This window comes from Methylobacterium sp. WL12 (assembly GCF_008039475.1).
Lineage (GTDB): Bacteria > Pseudomonadota > Alphaproteobacteria > Rhizobiales > Beijerinckiaceae > Methylobacterium > Methylobacterium cerastii.
On the sequence record NZ_VRUW01000065.1, the window covers coordinates 1 to 21,840 of the forward strand.

20 protein-coding genes and 1 pseudogene are annotated in these 21,840 nt (G+C 70.4%); 8 read left to right on the forward strand and 13 right to left on the reverse strand.

Annotation, left to right across the window (positions count from 1 at the left end; all coding sequences use genetic code 11):
• Positions 1–179: 179 nt before the first annotated feature.
• Positions 180–359, forward strand: a pseudogene (locus tag FV226_RS19910) (SRPBCC domain-containing protein); the annotation flags it as partial.
• An 83-nt stretch (positions 360–442) separates the two neighbouring features.
• Here FV226_RS19910 and FV226_RS19915 read toward each other — a convergent pair.
• Positions 443–700 carry a hypothetical protein gene (locus FV226_RS19915; RefSeq protein ID WP_147750947.1) on the reverse strand — a complete coding sequence of 86 codons (258 nt, stop codon included), beginning with the start codon at positions 698–700 and terminating at the stop codon, positions 443–445.
• A gap of 332 nt (positions 701–1,032) precedes the next feature.
• On the opposite strand from FV226_RS19915, the gene FV226_RS19920 reads away from it, so the two are divergent.
• Entirely contained in the window at positions 1,033–2,043 is a 1,011-nt protein-coding gene (locus FV226_RS19920) for an NAD-dependent epimerase/dehydratase family protein (RefSeq protein WP_147750946.1), read from the forward strand.
• On the opposite strand, the gene FV226_RS19925 is transcribed toward FV226_RS19920, so the two are convergent.
• Together FV226_RS19925 and FV226_RS19930 are read right to left on the reverse strand one after the other, a co-directional pair.
• A complete protein-coding gene (locus tag FV226_RS19925; RefSeq protein ID WP_147764252.1) occupies positions 2,040–2,405 on the reverse strand; it encodes a nuclear transport factor 2 family protein in 366 nt (121 codons plus the stop codon). The genes FV226_RS19920 and FV226_RS19925 overlap by 4 nt on opposite strands.
• A 44-nt stretch (positions 2,406–2,449) precedes the next feature.
• Positions 2,450–2,893 carry an OsmC family protein gene (locus tag FV226_RS19930; RefSeq protein ID WP_147764253.1) on the reverse strand — a complete coding sequence of 148 codons (444 nt, stop codon included), beginning with the start codon at positions 2,891–2,893 and terminating at the stop codon, positions 2,450–2,452.
• A 366-nt stretch (positions 2,894–3,259) separates the two neighbouring features.
• On the opposite strand from FV226_RS19930, the gene FV226_RS19935 reads away from it, so the two are divergent.
• The 3 genes from FV226_RS19935 (at position 3,260) to FV226_RS19945 (ending at position 6,614) form a co-directional block, all read left to right on the forward strand.
• Positions 3,260–3,679 (forward strand): PAS domain S-box protein, encoded by a 420-nt coding sequence (locus FV226_RS19935; protein WP_147764254.1) that lies wholly within the window; start codon positions 3,260–3,262, stop codon positions 3,677–3,679.
• Between the two features lie 202 nt (positions 3,680–3,881).
• The gene (frc, locus tag FV226_RS19940; protein ID WP_147764255.1) at positions 3,882–5,132 is read left to right on the forward strand and encodes a formyl-CoA transferase; all 1,251 of its coding nucleotides are present in this window, start codon (positions 3,882–3,884) and stop codon (positions 5,130–5,132) included.
• 303 nt (positions 5,133–5,435) lie between these two features.
• Positions 5,436–6,614, forward strand: a complete 1,179-nt coding sequence (locus FV226_RS19945) for an HPP family protein (RefSeq protein WP_147764256.1) — start codon at positions 5,436–5,438, stop codon at positions 6,612–6,614.
• Positions 6,615–6,626: 12 nt separating this feature from the next.
• On the opposite strand, the gene FV226_RS19950 is transcribed toward FV226_RS19945, so the two are convergent.
• The 3 genes from FV226_RS19950 to oxlT form a co-directional block, all read right to left on the reverse strand.
• Positions 6,627–7,319, reverse strand: coding sequence for an esterase (locus FV226_RS19950; protein ID WP_147764257.1), 693 nt, complete (start codon positions 7,317–7,319; stop codon positions 6,627–6,629).
• Positions 7,320–7,382: 63 nt separating this feature from the next.
• Complete coding sequence (gene oxc, locus FV226_RS19955) at positions 7,383–9,119, reverse strand: oxalyl-CoA decarboxylase (RefSeq protein WP_246691663.1); 1,737 nt, start codon at positions 9,117–9,119, stop codon at positions 7,383–7,385.
• Positions 9,120–9,265: 146 nt separating this feature from the next.
• On the reverse strand, positions 9,266–10,552 hold the full coding sequence (gene oxlT, locus FV226_RS19960) for an oxalate/formate MFS antiporter (RefSeq protein WP_147764259.1): 1,287 nt from the start codon (positions 10,550–10,552) through the stop codon (positions 9,266–9,268).
• A gap of 336 nt (positions 10,553–10,888) precedes the next feature.
• Between oxlT and FV226_RS19965 the strand changes: the two genes are divergently transcribed.
• Positions 10,889–11,992: an OpgC domain-containing protein gene (locus FV226_RS19965; RefSeq protein WP_246691661.1), complete on the forward strand. Its 1,104-nt coding sequence runs from the start codon at positions 10,889–10,891 to the stop codon at positions 11,990–11,992.
• Here the strand turns inward: FV226_RS19965 and FV226_RS19970 are convergent.
• From FV226_RS19970 to FV226_RS19995, 6 genes are all read right to left on the reverse strand, one after another.
• On the reverse strand, positions 11,976–14,399 hold the full coding sequence (locus FV226_RS19970; RefSeq protein ID WP_246691662.1) for an MASE4 domain-containing protein: 2,424 nt from the start codon (positions 14,397–14,399) through the stop codon (positions 11,976–11,978). The genes FV226_RS19965 and FV226_RS19970 overlap by 17 nt on opposite strands.
• 126 nt (positions 14,400–14,525) lie before the next feature.
• Positions 14,526–17,444, reverse strand: a complete 2,919-nt coding sequence (locus FV226_RS19975) for a bifunctional [glutamine synthetase] adenylyltransferase/[glutamine synthetase]-adenylyl-L-tyrosine phosphorylase (RefSeq protein ID WP_147764261.1) — start codon at positions 17,442–17,444, stop codon at positions 14,526–14,528.
• A 120-nt stretch (positions 17,445–17,564) separates the two neighbouring features.
• Complete coding sequence (locus tag FV226_RS19980; RefSeq protein WP_147764262.1) at positions 17,565–17,855, reverse strand: hypothetical protein; 291 nt, start codon at positions 17,853–17,855, stop codon at positions 17,565–17,567.
• Between the two features lie 389 nt (positions 17,856–18,244).
• Entirely contained in the window at positions 18,245–18,439 is a 195-nt protein-coding gene (locus FV226_RS19985) for a hypothetical protein (protein WP_147750934.1), read from the reverse strand.
• A 155-nt stretch (positions 18,440–18,594) separates the two neighbouring features.
• A complete protein-coding gene (locus FV226_RS19990) occupies positions 18,595–18,798 on the reverse strand; it encodes a hypothetical protein (RefSeq protein WP_147750933.1) in 204 nt (67 codons plus the stop codon).
• Between the two features lie 236 nt (positions 18,799–19,034).
• The gene (locus tag FV226_RS19995; protein WP_147764263.1) at positions 19,035–19,460 is read right to left on the reverse strand and encodes a hypothetical protein; all 426 of its coding nucleotides are present in this window, start codon (positions 19,458–19,460) and stop codon (positions 19,035–19,037) included.
• A gap of 187 nt (positions 19,461–19,647) precedes the next feature.
• Between FV226_RS19995 and FV226_RS20000 the strand changes: the two genes are divergently transcribed.
• Both FV226_RS20000 and FV226_RS20005 read left to right on the forward strand, forming a co-directional pair.
• Positions 19,648–19,947, forward strand: a complete 300-nt coding sequence (locus FV226_RS20000; protein WP_147750931.1) for a hypothetical protein — start codon at positions 19,648–19,650, stop codon at positions 19,945–19,947.
• Positions 19,948–20,084: 137 nt separating this feature from the next.
• Complete coding sequence (locus FV226_RS20005; protein ID WP_147764264.1) at positions 20,085–21,302, forward strand: hypothetical protein; 1,218 nt, start codon at positions 20,085–20,087, stop codon at positions 21,300–21,302.
• Between the two features lie 222 nt (positions 21,303–21,524).
• On the opposite strand, the gene FV226_RS20010 is transcribed toward FV226_RS20005, so the two are convergent.
• Entirely contained in the window at positions 21,525–21,767 is a 243-nt protein-coding gene (locus tag FV226_RS20010) for a hypothetical protein (RefSeq protein WP_147750928.1), read from the reverse strand.
• Positions 21,768–21,840 lie beyond the last annotated feature (73 nt).

Here is a 21,840-nt window from a genome sequence, read left to right on the forward strand (position 1 = left end):
TCTGCACCGCCCACAACCTCCTCAAGCTGGCCAAGGCCAGTCACTGAGCCCAAAGCCGACGCCCACGTCTGCCCACACTTCCAACCTCATCCCACCGCGTAAACTCGTTACTCGGACGGGCTCCTAGAGATTCGCATGACTGAGCCGACGCTTCCCTGACGCCGTCTCCGAGCGCGACCTCGGCCAAGCCGTTCATGACGCTGGTCGTCGCCTTCGTGCCGGAAGCGGGCGGGTGCCGCTACACCGCCGTCGCCCGGCACTGGAGCGTGGCCGACCGCGAGACGCACGAGGCGATGGTGTTCCACCAGGGCTGGGGCATCTGCGCCGACCAGTTCGCGGCGCTCGCCCAAACCCCCTAAAGGCTCGCATCGAGACCGAAAACGAAAAAAGGCCGCCCTCGCAGGCGGCCCTCCTTTCGACCGGCGAACCGATCGTACGCCGATCACATGCGGTGACGGCGGTGATGCATCATGCGGTGGCGCCGCTGGTGACGCATCATCGGCCGGCCCATCGGCCGCATGCCAGGGCGCATCGCCGGATCCATGTCGGGCGTGCCGCCCGGCGCACCCATTGCGCGCTCCATGCCGGCGCGCGGGCCGCCGGCCTGGGGGCCGGACCGGTTGTAGGGGGAGTTCCCCTGGGCGAAGGCGGTCGCGGACAGGAGGGTCAGCGACGCGGCGATCAGGAACACTTTCTTCATGGGGAAGTCCTTGGGTCGTCTGTAGGGGCGGAACACCCGCCTCGAACGCCGCCGCAGCCCGATGCGGCGTCGGCGTACGCTGGTGAACTTCAGCCGTCGCGCAGGGGTTCCCCCTCAGGCACGGATTCCGCGCGCAACGACCCGCGTTCGTGCGGACTCCGCTCACTCCCGGTGCCCCGCCTCGGTAGTCAGCATCCGCGGCGACGGGCCGGCCGAGGTCTTCCCCCCATCCGCGCAGCAGGCCGCCCCGGCTGCGCGCCCGCATCCACCGCACCGGCAAAATGGGCTAGGGACATGGGGCTGCGGAACGCCCGGGCGCGAGGGAGACGCTGATGGATCCGGTACTGATCACGGGGGCCGCCGGGTTCATCGGGTATCACGTGGCCGAGCGCTACCTCGCGGCCGGTCGCCCGGTCGTCGGGATCGACGACCTCAACGCCTACTACGACGTCGGCCTGAAGCAGGCGCGGCTGGCCCGGCTTGAAGGCCGTCCCGGCTTCCGCTTCCTGCGGCTCGACATCGCCGACGCCGCGGCCGTCGACGCTCTGTTCTCCGAGCACCGGTTCAAGCGCGTGGTCCACCTCGCGGCGCAGGCGGGCGTGCGCTACTCGCTGGAGAACCCGCGCGCCTACGCCCGCAGCAACGTCGACGGGTTCCTAAACATCCTCGAAGGCTGCCGCCATCACGGCTGCGAGCACCTGGTCTACGCCTCATCGAGCTCGGTCTACGGCGCGCTCACCAAGATGCCGTTCTCGGTCCACGACAACGTCGACCATCCGGTCAGCCTGTACGCGGCGACCAAGAAGGCGAACGAGTTGTTCGCGCATTCCTACAGTCACCTCTACCGGCTGCCGACCACGGGCCTGCGCTTCTTCACGGTCTACGGGCCCTGGTACCGGCCCGACATGGCCCTGTTCCTGTTCACCCGGGCGATCCTGGCGGGCGAGCCGATCTCGGTGTTCAACAACGGGCTGATGCAGCGCGACTTCACCTACGTCGACGACGTGGTGGACGGCGTCGTGCGGGTGGCTGAGCGCATCGCCGCCCCGAACCCCGCCTGGGACGGCGTACGCCCCGATCCCGGCACGAGCCTCGCGCCCTACCGGATCTACAACGTCGGCAACAACCGGCCGGTGCAGCTTCTCCACCTAATCGACGTGCTGGAGGCGTGCCTCGGGGTGAAGGCGGTGCGCCGGATGCTGCCGATGCAGGCCGGCGACGTGCCGGCCACCTATGCCGACGTGGACGACCTCTCCGCCGCCGTCGGCTTTGCCCCCGCGACGCCGATCGAGGCCGGCGTCGAGCGGTTCGTGCGTTGGTACCGCGACTACTACCGCGCCTAACTCTCAGTCGGCTTGATCTTCAACTGGTCGATGACCCAGCGCCAGGTCCCGTCCGCCTGCTCGCGGGCGGTCTCGACCGAGAGCGTGCCGTCGGGCAGCCGCGCGAAGGTCATCGCGATCGAGCCGTTGCGTAAGGGGGGCAGGATTTCGGCGGCCGGAAACTCGGAACGGCGGGCCAGCAGATCCGCGTAGAAGGCGCGAATCTCGGCGTGCCCGGTGGCGACGACCCGCCCGGCGGCCAGTACCGCCTCCGGCTCGTAGAGCGCGACGAGGCCTTCCACGTCGCCGGCGTTCGCGCGCTGGTTGAACAGGCGGGCCAGCGCCTCCGGCGCCTCGGCGCCGTCCCTGTGCATGTCCGACATGGCGGTTCCTTTCGTGATGGTCGGCGGGTTCTTCGAACCGCCGGTTAGGTCAGTTGCGCCCCCGTGCCGTCACGCACCGAGACGGCGATGGGAATGCCGAGCTTCACGCTCTCGGACACGGTGCAGAACCGCTGGAACTGGTCGAGGACCCGGTCGATCCGCGGCATGTCGGCGGCGGTGGCGCCCAGGGTGATCCGCACGTCGACGCCGACGATGCGCAGGCGTTCGTCGTCGTTGCGCCCGATGCGGCAGGTGGCCTCGGCCGAGACGCCGCCTCCATCCTGGCGGAACTTGCCCAATGCGAAGACGAGGCTGGCGCACAGGCAGTTCGCAACGCCGGCGATCAGCAACTGCTCTGGGTTCGGCCCGGTCCCACCGCCGATCGGTTCCGCCTCGTCGACCCGCAGGGCCGGCAGGGCCTTACTGAAATCCACGCTGAAGACGTAGTCGCCGACCTGCGTGATCGTGATGCTCGGCGCCGCCGTCATCCCGCGTCCTCCCCATCCTGCCGAATGCCCGGCCTTGCCCCGCGTTCCGCCCCCTCCTCTGACAGACTTGCCCCTAACAGATCCGCGATTTGAAACCGAAGCGCCGCCGGGTCGGCTTCGCATGCCTTGACGCGATTTCCGCGCTGGCATACCACATACCATATAAGGAATCGAGCCGAGGCCGGATCGTTCTCAACGATCGCGAGCCCGGCCCGCCTCCGCCGCAGGGAGAGCTTCCATGCCTGGCCGAATTCCCGACCGCTGATCCCGCCTTCCGCTCGCGGCCGTCATCCCCCGCGGGTCGCGCGACCGACGACCTCGCCCACCGGCGGCGGACGACGGGTCCTGGAACGATGAGCGTCTTGCATGTCTCGGGCGATCGACTTCGAACAACTGGTCTCGAATGCCGGCGACGCGATCGTGGTCTCCGACGCCGACGGCGCGATCGTCGTGTGGAACGCCGCGGCGGAGCGCATCTTCGGGTTCACGCCGGAGGAGGCGATCGGGCGGACGCTCGACCTGATCACGCCCGACCGGCACCGCCAGCGCCACTGGGACGGCTACCACAAGACCATGCGGACGGGGGTGACGCGCTACGGCGCCGAGGTGCTGCGCGTGCCGGCCCTGCACAAGGACGGTCGTTCGCTATCGATCGCGTTCACCGTGAGCATGCTGTTCGACGCGGACGAGACCGTCACCGGCATCACCGCCGTGATCCGCGACGAGACCGAACGCTGGAACGCGGAGCGGGCGATGCGCCGCCGCATCGCCGAGCTCGAAGCCTGAACGGCCATTACAGTCTCCCATCGGGAACGGGCAACGAATTCAAGGTCAAGGCCGGATTTCGCAAGCGAGAGCAGATCCCGCCGAGAGCAACGTGACCGCCGACCGAGGCTCCGAAGATGAGCCCGGCCTTCGATCACCGAGTGCGTCACCGATCCAGGGTCGGCGGCGCCATCCGTCCACGCGAAGAGAGGAAAAGCCGACGATGAGCAAGCCACTCGAGGGGATCAAGATCATCGACTTCACCCACGTCCAGGCCGGTCCGGCCTGCACGCAGCTTCTGGCCTGGTTCGGGGCCGACGTGATCAAGGTCGAGCGCCCCGGCTCCGGCGACGTCACCCGCAACCAGCTGCGCCACGTCGAGGGCGCGGATGCGCTCTACTTCACGATGTTGAACTCCAACAAGCGTTCGCTGACCCTCGACACCAAGACCCCCGAGGGCAAGCAGGTCCTGGAGAAGCTGATCGCCGAGTCCGACGTGCTCGTCGAGAACTTCGGCCCCGGCGCCTTGGACCGGATGGGCTTCTCCTGGCCGCGGATCAACGAGCTCAACCCGGGCATGATCGTCGCCTCGGTGAAGGGCTTCTCCGACGGCCACCACTACGAGGACCTGAAGGTCTACGAGAACGTGGCCCAGTGCGCGGGCGGGGCCGCCTCCACCACCGGCTTCTGGGACGGGCCGCCCACCGTCAGCGCCGCGGCGCTCGGTGATTCCAACACCGGAATGCACCTGGCCATCGGCATCCTCACGGCGCTCCACCAGAAGAACAAGACCGGCAAGGGCCAGAAGGTCGCCGTGTCGATGCAGGATTCAGTGCTGAACCTCTGCCGCGTGAAGCTGCGCGACCAGCAGCGCCTCGATGCGCTCGGCTACCTGGAGGAATACCCGCAATACCCGCACGGCACGTTCACGGACGTGGTGCCGCGCGGCGGCAACGCCGGCGGCGGCGGCCAGCCCGGCTGGGTGCTGAAGTGCAAGGGCTGGGAGACCGACCCGAACGCCTACATCTACTTCACGATCCAGGGCCATGCCTGGGCCCCGATCTGTCGGGCGATCGGAAAGGACGCGTGGATCGACGATCCGGCCTACAAGACCGCGTCCGCCCGCCAGGACAAGATCATGGACATCTTCGGCACGATCGAGGAATGGCTCGCCGACAAGACCAAGTTCGAGGCGGTCGACATCCTGCGCAAGTTCGACATCCCCTGCGCGCCGGTGATGTCGATGAAGGAGATCTCCGTCGATCCGAGCCTTCGCGCAAGCGGCACGGTCGTCGAGGTACCCCACCCCCATCTCGGCTCGTACCTGACGGTCGGAAGCCCGATCAAGTTCTCGGACATGACCGTCGAGATCAAGTCGTCGCCTCTGCTGGGCGAGCACACCGACGAGGTGCTGGTCGACCTCGGCTACACCCAGCAGCAGATCGAGGAGCTGCACCAGGCCCGCGCGGTCTGATCGGTTCGACGATCTAGCGAAGCCGCTTCCGGTCCGAGAGGACTCGGGGGCGGCTTCCGCCGTATCCATTGCTGCTGCTTCGGAGCTATCTGATCGAACGCGCGAAGCACCGAACGGCCCCCTCTCCCACGGAGAGAGGGTTGGGGTGAGGGGCGTGACCTAACCGGACATGTCACGCCCCTCATCCTGTCCTTCTCCCCCTGGGAGAAGGGACCCGCGCTTGATCCTGCCGGCGGTGCGACGACGGCGGCCTTCGCGGGTGTCGGAATGGCGCCTCCCTGAAACACGCGAAGGCTCGGATCCATGCAGCCACTTTGGCGCCGGTTCGTTCCGGCGGCGACGCCGCTCAGCCTGCGGGAACGCGTCCGCTCGGCGCTCGGCGCAATGCTCGGCATCCTCGTCACCGGGGCGCTCGCGGCCTGGGCATTGGGGCCGACCACCGCCCTGCCGTTCCTGATCGCGCCGATGGGCGCCTCCGCGGTGCTGCTGTTCGCCGTGCCCGCGAGCCCGCTGGCGCAGCCCTGGTCGATCGTCGGCGGAAACCTCGTGGCGGCCCTCGTCGGCGTGAGCGTCGCGGCGCTCGTGCACGATCCGATCCTGGCGGCGGCGCTGGCCATCGCCGGAGCCGTCGGGTCGATGATGGCGCTGCGCTGCGTCCACCCGCCGAGCGGCGCGGTCGCGCTCACCGCGGTGCTGGGCGGCCCGGCGATCCACGACCTCGGCTACGGCTTCGTGCTCTGGCCGGTCGGCGTGAACTCGTTGCTGCTGCTCGCCGCGGCGCTCCTCTTCAACAATCTCACCGGCCGCCCCTACCCGCATCCCGGCATCGCGGCCGCGCCCGGCCGCACCGATCCCGTCGCCGCGCCGCTGGGCTTCAGCGGCGAGGACCTCGATGCGGCGCTGGAAGACTTCGACCAGATCCTTGATGTCGGGCGCAGCGACCTCGAGGCGATCCTGCGGCAGGCGCAGCTCCGCGCCACCCGCCGTCGCTCGGGCCAGACGGACTGCGCCGCGATCATGACCCGTGACGTGGTGGCGATCGCCCCCCACGCGCCGCTGATGGAGGCGCTCGCCCTTCTGCGCCGCCACCACATCAAGGTCCTGCCGGTGACCGACGAGAGCGCCCGGGTGGTCGGCATCGTCACGCAGACCGACCTCCTCGACAAGGCGGCGTGGGACCGGCGCGGGCCGCGCCTCGGGCTCCTCCGCCGCCTGCGCCTGACCGCGGCCCGCGGGCGCGCCCCGCACGGCTCGGTCGAAGACATCATGACGAGCCCTGTCGTGACGCTGCGGCCGGACAGCCCGATCGGGGAGGTCGTGCTGCAGATGTCTGGGCTCGGCCTGCATCATCTGCCGGTGGTCGGGCCGGACGACCGCCTCGTTGGGATCGTCTCGCAGGGCGACCTCGTCGCGGCCCTGCTCACCGACGCCACGCGGCACCAGGCCGAGGTGCCGACGCCGCGGATGCTGGCGCCGGCCTGATCCGAGGGGGCGTCAGGCCGGGTTCGGCACGTCGAGGAAGAAGGCGACGGCCTGCGCCACCACCGCCGGGTCGTAGGCGTGGGGGCCGTCGTACTCGACGTAGGTGGTGTCGTAGCCGGCCCGTTCGAGCTGCGCGGCATGTCTGCGGCCGCCATGCGCGACCGCGATCTGCGCGTCCCGGGTGCCGTGCGAGACGAAGACCCGCGGCGCCCCGGTCTGGACCTGCACGCTCACGAAGCCGGCGGACGAGGCGATGACGTGGGTGACGACGTCCCCGTTGGTCAGCCCCGAGGACAGGGCGTAGCTACCGCCGTCCGAATGGCCGGCGAAGGCCAGATGCGACGGATCGAGCAGGAAGCGCGATCCGACCTCGGAGAGCGCGGCTTCGAGGCGCTCGCGGTCGGGACCGTGGCCGGCGATGACGAGGTCCCAGGTTGGGAACAGCGATTGCGGGGCCAGCACCAGGAACCCGCGCGCCTCCGCGTGGGCTTCCAGCATCGGCAGGATCTTCTCCGCGCCGCCCCCGCCGCCGTGGAACAGCACCGCCAAGGGCGTGGCCCTTCGCGGGTCGATCCGGGCCGGCACGTGGAGGATCGCGTCGCGCTCCGGAAACAGCCCGAGCGGGTGACGCCCCGGCGGTAGCGGCGGCTTCACGGGGAGCCGGTGCGCGAAGGCGATGCGGCCGACGAGGCGCGGATCGATCATCGCGTCGGCTCCCATGGTCGCGGGAGGGCGGCGACCGCCCTCCCGCTCTTCGCCCGGCTGCACTTACTTCCGCTTCACGGTGCTCTGCGGGTTGAGGCTGCCGATGTTGCCGCTCTCGGTGCCCGCAGAGGGGTCGATCACCGCGTTGATCAGGGTCGGACGACCCGAATCCATCGCCGCGTTGACCGCCTCGCGGAGCGCATCCGGCGTCGTGACGTTGACGCCGACGCCGCCGAAGGCCTCCATCATCTTGTCGTAGCGCGCGTCCTTCACGAACACGGTCGGCGCCACGTCGGCCACGCCCGACGGGTTCACGTCGGTGCCGCGATAGATGCCGTTGTTGTTGAACACCACGATGCAGACCGGCAGGTCGTACCGGCAGATCGTCTCGACCTCCATGCCGGAGAAGCCGAAGGCCGAGTCGCCCTCGACCGCGAGCACCGGCTTGCCGGTCTCGACGGCCGCCGCCACGGCGAAGCCCATGCCGATGCCCATGATGCCCCAGGTGCCGACGTCGAGGCGCTTGCGCGGCTGGTACATGTCGATGACGCCGCGGGCGAGATCGAGGGTGTTGGCGCCCTCGTTGACGAGGATCGCGTCGGGGCGCTCCTTGATGATCGTGCGCAGCACGCCGAGCGCGCCGTGGAAGTCCATCGGGATCGAGTTCTTCAGGAGGCGCTGGCCCATCTTGGCGATGTTGGCGTCCTTCTTCGCCTTGATCGTCTCGGTCCAGGCCGCGGGCGGCGCCGGCCAGCCGCCCTTCATCCCGTCGAGCAGCGCCGCGACGCAGGAGCCGATGTCGCCGACGACCGGCGCGACGATCTCGACGTTCGAATCCATCTCGCGCGGCTCGATGTCGATCTGGATGAACTTCTTGGAGCCCGGGGCGCCCCAGGTCTTGCCCTTGCCGTGCGAGAGCAGCCAGTTCAGCCGGGCGCCGACCAGGAGCACGACGTCGGCCTCCTTCAGCACCGTCGAGCGCGCGGCGCCGGCCGAGAGCGGGTGGGTGTCGGGCAGGAGGCCCTTGGCCATGCTCATCGGCACGTAGGGAATGCCGCTGGTCTCGACCAGCGCGCGGACCCCCTCGTCGGCCTGCGCGTAGGCGGCGCCCTTGCCGAGGATGATCAGGGGGCGCTCCGCGGTCTTCAGCACGGCCAGCGCCCGCGCGATCGCTTCCGGCGCCGGGATCTGGGCGGGCGCCGGGTCGATCACCTTGACCAGCGACTTCGCGCCGGCCTCGGCGTCCATCACCTGCGCGAAGAGCTTGGCCGGCAGGTCGAGGTAGACGCCGCCGGGACGGCCGGAGCAGGCGGCGCGGATCGCGCGGGCCACGCCGATGCCGATGTCGGCGGCGTGCAGCACGCGGAAGGCCGCCTTGCACAGGGGCTTGGCGATGGCGAGCTGGTCCATCTCCTCGTAGTCGCCCTGCTGCAGGTCGACGATCTCGCGCTCGGACGAGCCCGAGATCAGGATCATCGGGAAGCAGTTGGTGGTGGCGTTGGCCAAAGCCGTCAGGCCGTTGAGGAAGCCCGGCGCCGAGACCGTGAGGCAGATGCCCGGCTTCTTCGTGAGGAAGCCGGCGATCGCCGCCGCGTTGCCGGCATGCTGCTCGTGCCGGAACGAGATCACCCGGATGCCCTCGGCCTGGGCGAGGCGCCCGAGATCGGTGATCGGGATGCCCGGCACGCCGTAGATCGTGTTGATGTCGTTGAGCTTCAGCGCGTCGATGACGAGGTGGAACCCGTCGGTGAGCGCGGGCTGGGTGTCGGCCTCGGCCATGTTCACGTCGGCGGTATGCATGTCGATGACTTGAGCGTGCGCGGGCATCTCGGCCTCCCGAATGGATGGTTGTTGGGCCTCTCCGAGGCTTGGGCCTCGGATGGCTGGTCGCAGGACACGCGCCATGGGGGTGTCGATGGGGCGGGTCGACGAGGCGGGCGCCGGTGTCAGGCGATCCGGATCGGCTCGGCCTTCGGCACGGACACGGTCGCGTCGAGGGCGAGGTAGCGCGCCCGCATCGGCTTGAGCACGAAGATCGCCAAAGCCGCCGCGGTGAGGTTCAGGGCGACGATGATGCCGAACACCGCGTACCAGCCGTAGGCGGCCGCCACGAGGCTGCCGAAGGGAACCAGGAACGAGGCCGTGCCCTTGGCGGTGTAGAGCAGGCCGGCGTTGCTGGTGGCGAACTTCGAGCCGAAGGTGTCGCCGCAGGTGGCGGGGAACAGCGAGTAGATCTCGCCGAACACGCCGAAGTACAGGGCGGTCGCCAGCACGAACACCGTCGGGATGGTGCCGTAGCTGAGCAGAAGCAGCACCGCGACCGCCGCGGTCGAGAACGCGATGAACATCGTGTTCTCGCGCCCGATCTGGTCGGACACCCAGCCGAAGAACGGGCGCCCGAACCCGTCGAAGATCCGGTCGAGCGAGATCGCCAGGGTCAGCGTCGCCATCGTCAGGCCGAGCATGCTCACCGGCACGTCGGCGACGTGGAAGTCGTGGGCGATCGGCGCGATCTGCGCCGCCGCCATCAGGCCGCCGGCGGCGACCATCACGAACATCGCGTACATCACCCAGAAGACCGGGGTGCGCACGGTCTCGCTCGGGGTGCGGTCGACCTTGCTCTGGGGCAGGTTGTGGCGCTTGCGCTGCACCGGGGCCGCGCTCCTCGGCTTGCGCAGGAACACCGAGAGGAACACCACCACCGCGCCCTGGATCAGGCCGAAGGTGAGGAACGCGCTCTGGTAGCCGCTCGACGCGATCATCTTCGCGATCGGCACCACCGTGATCGCGGCGCCCGCTCCGAACCCGGCGGCGGTGGCGCCAGCGGCGAGGCCCCGGCGATCCGGGAACCACTTCAGCGCGTTGCCGACGCAGGTGCCGTAGACCGACCCGGCGCCGATGCCGCCGACCACCGCGCCGAGGTAGAGCATCGGCAGCGAGCCGGCATAGGCGTTGATCACCCAGGCCAGCGCGATCATCACGCCGCCGAAGGCGACGACGATCTTGGGTCCGTAATTGTCGACGAACCAGGCCTCGACCGGGACGAGCCAGGTCTCGGTGGCGACGAAGACGGTGAAGGCGAGCTGGATCGAGGCCCGGCCCCAATGATGCTGGGCATCGATCGGGTCGACGAACAGCGTCCAGCCGTATTGGAGGTTGGCGATCATCGCCATGCAGAGCACGCCGAAGGCGAGCTGCCACCATTTCGCCGCAGGGGCGTCCTGACGTTCCATCCCGGTTTCCTCCGCCTGCGACTCTCGGTTCGCGTGGATGCATCATGCATCGATTGCTCAGGTATGCAATATACCAGAGGCGGGGCGGCGGCGGAAACGTATTATCTTGCCGCTTTCTGTCATGCGGCCTCTTCCGGTCGCTGCGCAAGATCGCCGATCCGCCCCTTTGTAACGCGGCGGCGCGGGGCCCGTGCCCTGCCCTTCCGGGACCATCGAAGACCACATCGTGACCGGGGGGCCGCGATGCGCGCTGGATCACTTGGCGCGCGGCATGCGACAGGGTGCGAACCCGCCCGACGAGAGCCCAATGCCCTGCGCCCCCAGCCGACTGCCCGCGTGACCGATCCCGCTCCCGCGTCGCGCAAGCGCGACCCGCGCGTCGACGTGCTGCGCGGCCTGGCCCTGCTGATCATCTTCGTCGACCACATCCCCAACAACGCGCCGGCGCTGATCACGCCGCACAATCTCGGCTTCTCGGACGCCGCGGAGCTCTTCGTGCTGTTCGCCGGATACTCGGCGATGGCCGCCTATGGGGGCCTGTTCCGCCGCGCCGGCACGGTCGAAACCCTGAAGCGCGTCGCACGGCGGTGCCTGCGCATCTACCTCTTCCAGGCGGCTCTCCTGCTGGCCACCCTGCTGATCGTGCGGGCCTGGATGGACGCGACCGGCCTCGTCCCCCGCTTCGGAGTCGCGCCGCTGCTGCAGATGGGGCTGTGGTCCGGCCTGTGGCGCGGGCTGCTGCTCAACGCCTTGCCGAACTACCTCGACATCCTGCCCCTCTACATCGTGCTGCTGGCCGCCTTCCCGCTCTACTATGCCGGCATGCGCCGGAGCGTCTGGGGCGTGCTCGGCGTCTCGGCCCTGATCTGGCTGCTCGCCAACCTCGACCCGGCCTTCAACCTGCCCAACGCCGCGGCCGACGACGGCTGGTACTTCAACCCGTTCGCCTGGCAGTTCCTGTTCGCGATCGGGATGGCGCTGTCCGTCGCCATCCGGGGCGGCGACGGCCTGCTGCCGCGCCATGCCTGGCTGAGGGCCGCGTGCTGGCTGATGCTCGCCGTCTCGCTGCTGCAGGCCGCGCCCTGGAGCGCCTGGAACCTGCCGGACCTGAGTCTCGTCGCCATGGCGCCGCCGGACAAGGGCCACGTCGCCCCGCTGCGGCTGCTCCACATCCTGGCGGTGATCTATCTGCTGTTCGGGTCTCCCCGCGTCTACGCCCTCACCACGAGCCCGCGCCTGCGCTGGCTCGAGCTGTGCGGGCGCCACTCCCTGGAGGTGTTCGCGCTCGGGTGCCTCGCGGCGCTGATCGGCCGGATCAGCTACCGCACCTTCGGGCCGACTTGGCCGCTGCAGGTCGGCGTCAACGTCGCCGGCCTCGCGGTGATGATCGCGCTGGCTTGGTTCCTCGACCGGCGGGCGCGCCTCAGCGCCGCCCCATGACCACCCGCAGCTTGTCGGCCAAGTCCTCGCGGCCGTAGGGCTTGTTGAGCAACGGCAAGTCGGCCGGCAGGCCGTCCTCGCCGAAGGCGGAGGCGGTGTAGCCGGAGGCGAGCAGCACCCGGAGGCCGGGCCGGAGCCGGCGCGCCTCGACCGAGAGCTGCACCCCGTTCATCCCGCCCGGCATCACCACGTCTGAGAACAGGATGTCGACCCGCTCCGGCCCTTTCAGCCGGGCGAGCGCTTCGGCGGCATGGGTCGCGGTCAGGGTGCGGTAGCCGAGCTCGCTCAGGCTCTCGACCGCCATGTCGAGCACTGCCGGCTCGTCCTCGACGACGAGGATCACCTCGCCGTCGGTGGCGCGGCGCAGCGGCATCGGCCCCTCGGGCCGGGCTGGCGCGGCGACCTCCTTCGAGTGCGGCAGGTAGATCGACACGGTGGTGCCCGCGCCGACCTCGCTTCGCAGCAGCACCTGCCCGCCGCCCTGGCGCGCGAACCCGTAGACCTGGCTGAGGCCGAGGCCGGTGCCCTTGCCGACCTCCTTGGTGGTGAAGAACGGCTCGAAGGCGCGGGCGGCGGTGCCGGCATCCATGCCCTGCCCGGAATCGCTGACCGCGACGTGGACGTACTGCCCCGGCGCGAGGTCCGGCAGCGCCGCGCCGTCCTCATCCGTCACCGTCAGGTTCTCGGTGCGGATCGTCAGGCGGCCGCCGGACGGCATCGCGTCGCGAGCGTTGACCGCGAGGTTGAGGATCGCGCTCTCGAACTGGCCGGGGTCGAGCCGCACCGGATCGAGGGCGGCGTCGAGGTCGAACGTCACGGCGATGGTCTCGCCGACGGCGCGCTCCAGCAGGGTGCGGAAATCCTTGAGCAAACGGTTCGGGTTGACCGTCTCGGGGCGCAGCACCTGCCGGCGCGAGAACGACAGCAGCTTCTCGGTGACCTCGGCGCCGCGCCGGGCCGCGGTCATCGCCGAGCCGGCGAGGCGCTCCACCCGCTGCGCGTCGGCCGGGCGGCGGACGATCATGTCGAGGTTGCCGATGACGATGGTCAGCAGGTTGTTGAAGTCGTGGGCGACGCCGCCGGTGAGCTGGCCGATCGCCTCCATCTTCTGCGCCTGGTTCAGGCGGTCGTCGGCGTCCTGGCGCGCGGTGGTGTCGACGACGATCCCGGCGAGCGCGGTCGCGCGGCCGGCCTCGTCGCGCATCGCCCGGCCCTTCAGCTCGATCCAGCGCGTCGCCCCGTCGCCCGCGCGCCGGATGCGGCATTGCAGGTCCAGGGATCCCACGGTCTCGATGGTGGTGAAGGCGGCCTCGGCGACCGCGCGATCCTCGGGGAGGACGTGCGCGAGGGTCGTCGTCACGTCCCAGCGCGGCTGCAGGGCGTCGTAACCGAAGATGGCGTCGTGGCGCAGGCTCCGCCGCGACACGCCGGAGCCGAGGTCGAACTCCCAGTCGCCCATGTCGGCGGCTTCGAGCGCGATGGCGAGGTGGTCGCGGGCGACCTGGAGGTCGGCGCGCTGGCGCTCGCGCGCCTCGGCGATGCGCTCGGCATGTCCGTAGAGCAGGTCCACCTTGTGCAGGTACGCGCACAGCACGACGATGCCTGAGATCAACGCCTCGATCCGCCCGGAGAACCAGCCGACGCTGGCGCGGGACGCGCCCGTCAGCGTCACGAGGTTGTCGAGGAGGAGAAGGAACAGCGAGACCGCGAGCCAGAGCTGGAGCAGGCTGCGCAGGCGCGTCGTCCAGCACAGGATCGCGAGCGAGAGGATGGTGAGCAGGGCGACCCCCGGCCCGACGCCGGAGGTGGTGAGCGACCAGTAGTCGTCGCCGACCACGGTGGTCGGCAGCCGGTCGACCTGGGCGACCACGAGGTAGGTCAAACCGGCGACCGCCACCGCGACCCCGACGGCCGCGGCGATCCCGACGGATGCGGACCGTTCGGGGGCGATCGACCGGCGCCGGCCGTCGCCTTCCATGATCGCGTAGGGCAGCGCGAACAGCGGCGGCCCGAGGTGCCACAGGGTCCAGAGCCACGTCGTCGTCGCCGGCGCCGACCCGAGGATGCGAGCCGTGCCGAAGACGTTCGGGAAGCTCAGGAGCTGGATCGCCACGATCAGCGTGACGTAGAGGCCGCCCGACGAGAGCACCAGCAGCGGCACCGAGCGGGTGCGCCGGTACTGCGCGAAGAACAGCGCCGTGGTGACCGCGTAGACCACCGTGAGCGCCGATTGATGGCTCGCGACGAATCCCGGCATCGGCGCCATCGGCTGCCCGACGAACGGGAGCAGCGCGAGCGACAGCGCGGCGAAGGCGAGGCAGACCAAGCCGGCGAACTGTCGCTGTCTCGGGCCCGGCGCCGCGTTGGCGAAGGTGGTGAGGTCGGCGGGGCGCGGGGCGTCGTTCACGATGGTCTCCGACCTTGCGACACCACCGGTGAAGCCGAAACGACAGGATTGCGTCGGCCTACCACAACCCAATGCTTGTAACTATCGCGGATGTGCAACTGAGAGGTACAATTCGTGACGGCGAGATCAGTCCGTCTCGCGGCGGAGTCCGAGGAGGGTCTTCCGGGTTGCGCGACGCTCGGCCTGGATCTGCGCCACCAGGGTCTCGGCGCTCGGCACGCCCATCGCGGTGGCCATCCGGGCCAGGGCGCCGCGCGACGGCGCCGTCCCATCCGCGCCGACGAGGCGCTGCCAGTGATGCACGGCATCGAACAGGCGATAGGCGTCGGCGAGCCGCCCGGCGGCGTCGACGGGAAGCACTCCGCTCGCGCCGGCCTGCTCCAGCACCGCGTCGGCGGTGGCGCCGACGAGCGCCGGCTGCTCGTGCGCGTGGCCGAGCACCAGGGCCTGAGCCAGGAACTCGAGGTCGAGCAGGGCGCCCGGCGCCATCTTGAGGTCGAAGGGCCCGCGATGGCCCTTCTCGCGCGCGACCAGCCCGCGCATGTCCCGCACCGCCCGGCACACCGCACCGGCGTCGCGGACCTGCGCCACCGTCTCGCGGATGCCGGCTTCGATCTCGGCGCCGAGGCCCGGGTCGCCCGCGATCACCCGCGCCCGGGTCAGCACCATGTGCTCCCAGACCTCCGCCTCGCTCCGGTGGTAGGCGAGGAAGCCGCGGACCTGCACCGCCGTCGGGCTGTGCTCGCCGCCGGGCCGCAGGCGCAGGTCCACGGCGTAGAGACCACCGCGGCGGGTCTGGACCGTCAGCGCCGCGTAGAGCCGTTGCGCGAGGCGGTTGTAGGCCACCACCGCGTCGATCGCCCGCCGTCCGGTCGTGGTCCGGTCCTCGGGGTCGAAGTCGTAGACGATCACAAGGTCGAGGTCGGATTCCGCCGTGAGCTGGCGCGAGCCGAGGCGGCCGACGGCGAGGATCGCGCAGCGCCCCTTCGGCACGGCGCCGTATTCCGCGGCGAAGGCGCGCTCGACCGCTGCGAGGCTCGCAGTGACCGCAGCTTCGGCGATCGCCGAATAGGCCTCGCCGGCCTGGGCCGCCGACAGGATGCCCGAGAGCAGGCGCGCGCCGGTGACGAAGCGCAGTTGCCGGGTGGCGTCGCGGCTGCGATCGAGGAAGGTCTCGTGGTCGGCTGGGCCTCCGACCAGCGCCGCGTACTGCGCGGCGACCGCAGCCGGGTCGGTTGTCGGCGCGACGAAATCCGGGTCGAGCACCGCGTCGAGCACGTGCGGGCCGGTCCCCACGGTTGCGGCCAAGCGCGGCGCGGTGCCGAGGATGTCGGAGAACAGCAGGCGCAGGCGTTCGTGCGCCAGCAGGATCGTCAGGAGCTCGGACGCGTCCGGCATCCGGGCGAAGGCGTGGTCGAGGGTGTTGAGAGCCGCGTCCGGCTCCGCAGTACCGCCGAGCGCCTGGAGCAGGCTCGGCAGAAGCTCGGTCAGCACGGCGCGGGCGCGGGCAGTCCGCACCGCTGGCCGGCGCCCGAAATGCCAGCCGCGCACGGTCTCGACGGTACGGGCCGGATCGGTGAAGCCGAGGGCTGCCAAGGTCGCCAGCGTCGCGGGATCGTCCTCGCTGCCGCTGAAGACGAGGTCGCCGACCTCTGCCGACAGGCTCGGCGCGGTCTCGAACAGCAGGACGTAATGGGCCTGCACCCGGCCGGCATGGCGCAGGAGCGCCGCCTCGAACGCGCCGCGGGTCTCGAAGCCGCAGAACCGCGCGAAGGCTGCGAGGTCGTCGCCGTCGAGCGGCAGGCGCTGGGTCTGCTCGTCGCGCCGCATCTGCAGGCGATGCTCGATCGTGCGCAGGAACGCGTAGGCCGCGGCGAGCTCGTCGCGGGCGGCGGCGTCGATCCAGCCGGCCTGCGTCAGCGCGCCGAGCATCGGCACCGTGCGGCTGCCGCGCAGTTCGGGCCGCCGCCCGCCGAAGACCAGTTGCTGGGTCTGCACGAAGAACTCGATCTCGCGGATGCCGCCGCGGCCGAGCTTGATGTCGTGGCCGCCCACCGCCAGCGCCTCGTGGCCGCGCACCACGTGGATCTGGCGCTTCATCGCGTGGATGTCGGCGATGGCGGCGAAATCGAAGTACTTGCGCCAGATGAAGGGCGTCAGCTCGGCGAGGAACCGTGCCCCGGCGGCGCGGTCTCCGGCGATCGGCCGCGCCTTGATGAAGGCCGCCCGCTCCCAGTTCTGGCCGAGCGACTGGTAGTAGTCGAAGGCGAAGTCGGTGGAGAGCGCGACCGCTGTCGAGCCGGGATCGGGCCGCAGCCGGTAGTCGACGCGGTGGACGTAGCCCTCGGACGTGCGCTCTTCCAGGAGCTTCGCGATGCCCTGCGCGAGCTTGGCGAAGAACGGTTTCGCCTCGACGTTCTCGCCGAGCGGCGCGACGGCGGCGTCGAAGAACATGATCAGGTCGACGTCGCTGGAATAGTTGAGCTCGCCCCCGCCGAGCTTGCCGAGGCCCAGGACCACGAGGCCCGAGCCGGCTTGGGGGGCCTCGGGGTCGGCCGGGCGAAACTTCCCCGTGCCCGCGGCCTGGAGCAGGAGCGCGTCGGCGGCGGCGCCGACCGACGCGTCGGCGAAGTCCGACAGGGCCTTCGTCACGGTGGCCAAGTCCCACAGGCCGCCGAGGTCGGCGAGCGCCACGAGCAGGGCGTGCTCCGCGCGGTTGCGCCGAAGGACCTGCCCGATCGCGGCGAGGTTCGGCTTCGTTCCGCCCGTGCGACCCGCGGCCCGCTGCCGTGCCGTGATCGCCGCGTCCGCCGCCTCCGGGGCCTGGCCCGCCAGCGCCACGAACCGGTCCGGCGCCTGTGCGATCAGCCGCCATAGGAAGGGGGCGTGGTCGGCGATCCCGAGGAGGAGCGCGCGCACCGGCGGCGTGACGAACCCCGGCGGAAAGGCGGGCTCGACGTCGCCGAGGCGCGCGGCGGCGGTGCCCGGATCATGGAGACCGGGTGCCGCCCGCAGGCGATCGTGTAACGAACCGAGGGCTGGCATCGGCGACCCGTCCGTGGCCGGAATGTCGAGGCCCGCGTGCCGGTCCTCCAATCGGCTGGCACGCTATCCGATCGCGATCCGCTTGGGGATGCGCGCGCGTCCCGCCGGGACCGCGGGGGCCTATTCCAGCATCTCGAGCGTGCGCAGCACCGCCATGCCGACGCGTTCGGCATCGATCTCGCCGGCCTCCGTCCGGGGCAGGACCGCGACGGCCTCGACGCGGTCGCCGACGAGCGGCCCGACGACGACTTTCAGCACTTCGCCCGCCGGCGAGCCGGGATCGGCCACCAGGGCGACGACGTGGCCGGCCGCCTTGCCGTAAATCCGCAGCGGTTCGAGCGCGGTCTCTTCGGGGGGCGCGGCGTCGGGCTGCGGCGGGCGACCGAAGGTCGGGCGAATCACGTTGGTCATGCGCCGGGTCCTTCCGAATCGTCGTGGCCGTGTCTGTTAAGCGAGGCTCGGGCGCTGGGTCATCGAACGGGCGGCCATCCCTCGCGGCTCGATGCCCTCCGCTCGCCGAGATGTCATCGCGGCGGCCCTCGCAGGACGCCCCATCGTGCTTGTGAGCGGATGCCGTCGCCGCTAAGAGGCGGACCCCGGGCAGAAAAAAGGCCGCCCCCAAAGGAGCGGCCCGAAGTCTAGGGAGGAAACGCCCAAGATGGGCAGCGGGACGGCGACGCCATCGCTATCCCGCAATGCACAAATAGCCCTTCGCGCCGCACCATGCAAGCCTCGGTTGGTCCGCTCGGACTACTAAGCGCGCCGGCCGGGTTTCTCTCGTCACGCGGTCGGACGAAGCCTCACGATCCGAGCTGCCGGTCGTGGTCGAGCTGCCGCATGAGTTCGGCCAAGCGCGGATCGAGCGCTTCGTCGATCACCGGCTCGTAGAGCGCCTGGAGGTGGCGCCCGAGGCGCTGGCGAGTCAACGCGTCGAGAGTCGGCGTCGCATCCGGCTTGGCGACGACGGGCTGGGCTTGGCGGTTCGTGTCGAGCATCGACATTACATTGGCGCCGGCGCCGACTTGGCAACCATCTCCGGTCGAACCCCGTGTGCCGAATCGGCGACGGGTTGTGCCGGAAAACGGAACGGCGCGAACCGTGAGGTCCGCGCCGCGCCTTTCGTTGGATACGCTGATGCTTGATCGACCGTTTACCGGTCGCCGACGCCCGACAGGAGCTTCTCGATCTGCCCCAGGCCGCTCTCCCGGGCCTTCGCCTCGCTGGGCAGGCTCCGGTCGGAGCGCTGGGTCAGCTTGCCGTTCTTACGGATGGCCCACTGGTAGGAGCCGCCGTCGGCCTTCGGGGGAATGATCTCCAGGGAGTACGGATGGATGTTCGTTGATGTCTCGCTCATGAGCCTATTATGCCACGGACGCGGTTCCAGTCCAAGTCCGGACTGAAACCGCGGATGCAGATGCCGCATCGGGCGCTCCGCGAAGCGAGTCCTCGGGCTGCGCGATCCTGGCGGCACGCGTGAAAATCGTGAGCTTGGATCGGCCTGCCGACCTACGGTGGCGCGCGGCGCGAACCCAGCATCGGCGGACGCCGATCTTGTCGAATGCCCGACCGATCGATGTTCGGCCGCACGGACTACCGGGCCTTCTCGTGCTCGCCGAGGCCGACGGCCTTGAAGTCGTAGGTCGGGAAGAATTCAGTGCGGTAGGCACCCCACGCGGTGTCCTCCAGCACGCGATTGATCTCGCGAAGACGGGTCGCAGGCAGGCGCAGCACCACGATCTGGCCGACGCCCATCACGACGTTCCACGACACCACCTCGATGCCGGGCGGCGGGAAGGCCTTGTAGAAGCCTTGCCGCGCCAGCTGCGCGTTCAGCTCGGCGAGCGGCCGCGACTGGTCGTGCTTCAGGAAGACCGTCAGCAGGATCGCGTCCTCCGGCGTCGCCGTCGCGGTGCCCGACGGGGGGGCCGAGACGGCCTGGGCGAACGCGCTCGGAGCACCCGCGAGCGCCATCGCCAGGGCCGCGAGCGGCCAGGCCGCACGAAGTGAACGCCGCATCGCAGTCTCCTCCACCAGCCCGGTTCGTCCTTCGAGACGCCGCGTGGGCGAAACACCGTCTCGAAGCCTCGAACGCGGGACCGCGCTCGCGGGTCCGCACCCTGCCCGGATGAACCTCCGGCGTCTCCGCCCGTTGCCGTGCGCTTGCGCCGAATCGGTGCGACCGCCCCCGGACCTGGACAGACCGATGACCCGCACGACGCTCGCCCTCGCCTCCGCGCTCGGATTGATCCTGGCCGGTCCCGCCTCGGCGCAGATCGTGACGGGGGGCGCCGGCAACACCGGCGTCGCGCCCCCGCCCGGCACCGGGGGCGTCGGCGGCGGCGCACGCGACCTCGGGCCGAGCCCGATCACCCGCGGCAACGAGGCCAACCCGAGCAACATGTCGGTTCCCGGCACGACCCCGAACGTGAACATCGGCGGGACGCCGACCAGCGGCCCGCCTGGCACCGGCGGCGCCGCCGGCGGTCCTTCGCTCGGCCGTTAGCTTCTCGGCGCCCTGCACGATTCGCATGGCTTCGTTGCGGGCGCCGCAAGCTCCAGGCGTCGCAATTGTGTTGCGGCGCACACGCGGTAGGGCGACCATAACCGCTGTCCGCCGCCATTCCGGCCGGCGGACACCGCGTGACGCGGCCCCGGCGAGACTCCGGAGCGCCCTCCGCCCACGGTGACGGCCTCAGGCCATCTGGGGCGTTTTACGTCTCGCTGCAGACCCACTCCCATGGACACTACCGTTCGGATCGCGCTGACGACGCTCGTCGTCGGCGTGGACTTCCTCGTCCTGCGCACCGGCTCGGCGCCGCGCAGGCCGGCCGCATCGCCGCCCGGCAATTCCAGGATTCCGACTGGCCGGCGGCGGAGACCGCCTGGGCCGCCACCGCCCTGGACGGCGCCGGCCCGCTCGCCGCGATCCTGTCCGTGGCGGCGCTCGCGGCGATCTGGTTCGTCGGCCGGCGCGGTGCCGGATATGCCGGGCTCGCGGTCGCGGGCCTCCTGATCGAGGGGCGACCCGAGCCGGCGCAGGCCTATTACGACACGCGCGACTATCCCGAATTCGTCGAGGTCCTGCCGAACCAGACCGCGTTCCTCATCCCCGAGGTCGGCGAGACGAAGTCCGGCCAGGCGGCCTTCATGTCCGAGCAGTTCCTCAACGAGCGCAAGGTCGCGATGAAGCGGATCCAGATCCCGCATACGCTGATCCGCAACCCGGGCTGGGCCTACGACTACTTCGTCCCCGCCGCGCGGCTGATGCTCGTCGATCGGTCGCCGGTCTCGCGCGAATGGGTGAGTGCGACCGAGCGTGGCACCTCCGTCCGCGACCAGGGCATCCGCTTCGAGACCGCCGATTCCGTGACCCTGCGCGCCGGAATCGTAGTCTCGGCCTTCGTGAAGGAGGAGGATGCGAGCAAGTTCGTCTACTGGTTCGGCGCGCGGGCCGCGGGCGGCAATTCCGGCGATCCCCAGGTGAACTTCGCCAGCGTGATCCAGGGCAAGTCGCTGGCCGAGGTCGTCGACGAGAACGTGCACCGGACGGTCCAGGCGGCGATGGCCAAGGAGTTCAGCCGACGCACCACCGACGAGGCGATCCACGGCAAGGTCGCGATCATCGAGGCCGTCGAGAAGGAGGTCCGCCGGGTCTACGAGCCGATGGGGATCACGGTGACGACCCTGGGCTTCGCCGAGGGCCTGACCTTCGACAACCCCGAGATCCAGAAGGCGATCGACATGAGCTTCATGGCGATGAAGCACGCGCAGTCGGCCCAGGTGCAGATGCAGACGCTGCCGATCCAGGAGAAGATCCTGGACCTCAAGATCCGCGAGATGGACGCCCAGAGCCGCTAGACCCTCGCCGGCCGTTGGAACGGCTCGGCCGCCAACGTCCTTCCGGCGCTCCCGAGCTGGGTGGTCCTGCCTGCCGGCTGGCTCGACGCGCTCAAGGCCTGGCTTCAGCCGAGCGCACCGGTGCCCGCCGCGCCCTGATCGACGCGCCTCGCCCATGTGCGCGGCGAGGCGCCGCCCTCCTCCCGGACTGCGACTGACCCGGAGACGATTCGGGCCGGTCGCTCAGAGGTCCGCGGTCTGCGCGTCCCGGATCATCCGGTCGACCAGCGCCTCGCGCCTGGCCTGGCGGATGAGGATGCGGGCGGCGGCGCGGGCGTTGGCCGCGCGCGCTTCGCTACTCGGCGCGCCGTCGCGGAGCGCCCGCCAAGCGAGCCGGCGGAACCAGCGCACGTTGGCGATGACCGTCGTCCGGCGGCTCAAGGGGCCGCCGACCTCGAGGATCTGTTCCGTCGTGCGTGTGGTCATCGTCTGGCAGTCCGGATCGCGGACCCATGCTCGTCCGTGAATGAACGAGAGATGGCCGCCGCACCAAGATTCG